The organism is Bacteroidota bacterium (genome assembly GCA_034723125.1).
Classification (GTDB): Bacteria; Bacteroidota; Bacteroidia; order CAILMK01; family JAAYUY01; genus JAYEOP01.
Window position 1 is genome coordinate 1 of the sequence record JAYEOP010000157.1, and the last position, 3,888, is coordinate 3,888.

3 protein-coding genes are annotated in these 3,888 nt (G+C 30.7%); all 3 read right to left on the reverse strand.

What is annotated here, in order from left to right; translation table 11 throughout:
• Window positions 1-310 precede the first annotated feature (310 nt).
• On the reverse strand, window positions 311-844 hold the full coding sequence (locus U9R42_04725) for a nitroreductase family protein (GenBank protein ID MEA3495320.1): 534 nt from the start codon (window positions 842-844) through the stop codon (window positions 311-313).
• A 94-nt stretch (window positions 845-938) separates the two neighbouring features.
• Window positions 939-2,666, reverse strand: a complete 1,728-nt coding sequence (locus U9R42_04730) for a phospho-sugar mutase (protein ID MEA3495321.1) — start codon at window positions 2,664-2,666, stop codon at window positions 939-941.
• 5 nt (window positions 2,667-2,671) lie between these two features.
• Window positions 2,672-3,520, reverse strand: a complete 849-nt coding sequence (gene rfbD, locus U9R42_04735; protein MEA3495322.1) for a dTDP-4-dehydrorhamnose reductase — start codon at window positions 3,518-3,520, stop codon at window positions 2,672-2,674.
• Between the last annotated feature and the right edge of the window lie 368 nt (window positions 3,521-3,888).

Sequence of the window (3,888 nt, forward strand, 5' to 3'; positions counted from 1 at the left end):
TGTTTATCTGTTTATTTGTTTATTTGTTTATCATTTAGTTGCTATTTTTTAACTTTAAGTACTTTAGGCACTTTAAGTACTCTAAGTACTTCTTTTTGTTTATTCGTAACACATAACCTTTTAGTTTTTAGTTTTTACCTTTTAGTTTTAACTCTAAGTACTTCTTTTTGTTTATTTGTTTGTCATTTAGTGGTCATTTGCTTCGCTGTCATTTAGTTGCTATTTTTTAACTTTAAGTACTTTAGGCACTTTAAGTACTCTAAGTACTTCTTTTTGTTTATTCGCAATTTTTAGTTTTTAGTTTTCAACTTTAAGTACTTCTAAAACCTTCCCAATGAACAACATTCTCAGTTTTATTTCTCTGAAACGAATGTCTGTTAACGTCAACATTATCTGCCGGATATGCAAGGGGCAACATAACAATCGGTTCGATATGTTCAGGAAGTTCAAGTATTTTTGAACATTTAAACTTATCAAATGCACAAATCCAACAAGTTGCAAGACCAAGGTCTGTAGCAGCAAGTGTCATGTGATCCACTGCAATTGAGACATCAATATCACAATGATCTTTGTTGTCATAACTACGTTTCCAACTTTTTGAATGATCACCACAAATCACTAATACTACGGGTGCATCATTTATCCATTCCCTTTTATAGCAAGAATTTATTTCATCACGTATTTCAGAATTCGTAATAACTATAAAATGCCATGGTTGTTTATTATTTGCAGAAGGTGCAATTCTTCCTGCTTCAAGAATTTGTTCTATTTTTTCCTTTTCAACCTCTTTGTCAAGATAATTTCTTGAGGAATAACGTCTTTTTGCTAAATCTAAAAAACTCATATTATTATATTTTCAATCTAAAAAAAATCATTTCAAAAATTTAAAATTTCCTTATCATCTTCATCCATTCTCCTTTTCTTATCTTCTCCTCTTCTCACTCCAGCCCCAAAGAAGTTTTTATTTTTTCAATCTTTGCGTGCAATTCACTACAAAGCAAATCATAATCCTCTCTCCTCTCTAATTTAGAATTCACACTAAAATAAAACTTGATTTTCGGCTCTGTTCCTGAAGGTCGTACTGATATTTTACTACCATCTTTTGTAAAAAATTGTAGTACATTGGATTTTGGGATGTCCATTGTTTTTTCACTATTTGTTTTAAGGTCAAATTCCTTTAATTTTAAATAGTCTTTTATTGCAACTACTTTTGAGCCGGCAATTTCTGTTGGAGGATAATTTCTGAATTTTATCATCATTTTTGTAATCTCCTCTGCCCCACTCTTTCCATGTTTATAAATTGAAAATAATGATTCAAAATAAAATCCATATTTGAGATAAACATCAATTAATTTATCGAACAATGTTTTTCCTTCTTTTTCAGCATTTGCGGCAATCTCTGCAATTATTAAGGCGGCTGTAACAGAATCTTTATCTCTCACAAAATCACCTATCATATATCCAAAACTTTCTTCTAATCCAACAATAAATATTTTTGAATTTTCATTTTTACGAATAGCATCTGCTATCCATTTAAATCCTGTAAGAGTGTCAAACTGTAGAATTTTGAAATAATCGGAAATATCTTTTATAAGCTCGGAGGTAACAATCGTTTTAACTGTAAATTCATTTCCTTTTAGCAAATTCTTTTCTTTCCATTTGCTTAAAATGTATTCCATAATAATTGCTCCTGTCTGATTACCATTCAAAAGCAAATATTCATTGTTTTGATCTTTCACTGCAATTCCAATTCTGTCAGCATCAGGATCGGTAGCCATTACAATATCTGCATCAAGTTTTTTTGCTTTGGTAATAGCCATTTCCAAAGCAGCAGGTTCTTCAGGATTTGGGGACTTTGCTGTTGGAAAATCTCCATCGGCAATCATCTGTTCTTCTACAACAAAAGTATTTTTGTACCCATTTTCTTTTAAAGCTCTTGGAACCATCACAGCACCTGTTCCATGCAAAGGAGTAAAAACAATTTTTATTTCATCCTTGTTTTCAAGCTCATCCGAAAGTAATTGCTTTTTAACTTCTTTTAAAAATTCAATATCAATTTCATCTCCAATTATTTCAATCAATTCATCATTACCATCAAACTTCACGTCCGAAATATCATTTATTTTCTGTACTTCATCAATAACATTTTTATCATGAGGTGTAACGAGTTGTGCACCATCATCCCAGTAAACCTTATAACCGTTGTATTCCTTAGGATTATGAGAAGCGGTAATTACTATTCCACTTTGACAATTGAGATACCTTAGAGCAAAAGAAAGTTCAGGAGTTGGTCGCATTCCGTCAAAAAGATAAACCTTTATTCCGTTTGCAGAACATACATCAGCGGTGGTTTTGGCAAACAAAGTGTTATTATGTCGGCAATCATAAGCTATTGCTAACTTAATTTGTTGCTTTGGAAACTTCATTTTTAGATAATTACAAAGTCCTTGTGTTGCCATTCCAATAGTATAAATATTCATCCTATTGGTTCCTGCTCCCATAATACCACGCATTCCACCTGTGCCAAATTCAAGATCTTTATAAAATGAATCAACTAATTTATCAGTATTATTCTTAAGTAATTCCCTTATTTCATCCTTAAAATTTTCATCATAATTTCCATCAAGCCATTTATTGACTCTTGCCATTATCTTTTTATCTATCATATTTTTTATTTTAATTTATTTATACATTCAACCAAACTATCTCGCCAGTATGGGATTTTAATACTTAGAGTTTTTTTAATTTTTGTTTTATCCAAAACACTAAATTGCGGACGTTGTGCGGGCAATGGAAATTCCTCAGTATGAAGTGGATTTACCTCACAATCAATAGCTGAAATATCAACAATTGCTTTAGCAAAATCGAACCAACTTGCAACACCCTCATTTGTAAAATGAAAAATTCCTCTAGCATTTTTGTCTATCAATTTTAGAATTACCTCTGCCAAATCATAAGCATAAGTAGGGGTTCCTACTTGATCAAAAACAACATTCAATACACCTCTCTCATTAGCATATTTCCTCATGCTTTTTACAAAATTATGTCCATGTGAGGAATAGAGCCAAGCAGTACGAATAATGATGTAATCCTTTGTTGCATTAATTATTTCCTTTTCTCCGGCAAATTTAGTTTTACCATAAGCAGATGCAGGATTTGGTAATTCGTCTTCTTTGTAAGGAATATTATTATTCCCGTCAAAAACAAAATCTGTTGAGATTTGAACTATTTTAGCATTATTATTTTTTGTTACCTCAGCTAATATTCCCGGGGCTTTTGCATTTAATTCAGTAGCTTTTTCATAAGAATCTTCTGCTTTATCAACGGCTGTAAATGCTGCACAATTTATTACACAATCAATATTTTTATTCTCAAACAAAGACTCAACTTCATTTTTATTGGTAATATCAAGCTCTTCAACATCTGTAAAAATAAAATTGAATTGAGGGTAATTCTTGGCAACTTGACTTATCTCATGCCCAAGTTGTCCATTTGAACCGGTAATTAAAATATTTTTCATAAATTTTGTTAGTTGTTTAAAAAACTGGAATTTAAAAAATCTCAAATTATATTTGAGACTCAAAGTTAATAAATATAATTAACTAATTGCAAATTTAAAAATATTTTGAGGAATTGTTTATCCATACGGACAAGTTTTGTTTATTTGTTTATTTGTTTGTCATTTAGTGGTCATTTGCTTCGCTGTCATTTAGTTGCTATTTTTTAACTTTAAGGACTTTAGGCACTTTAAGTACTTCTTATTGTTTATTTGTTTGTCATTTAGTGGTCATTTGCTTCGCTGTCATTTAGTTGCTATTTTTTAACTTTAAGTACTTTAGGCACTCTAGGCACTTTAAGTACTTCTTTTTGTTTATTTGTTTGTCATTT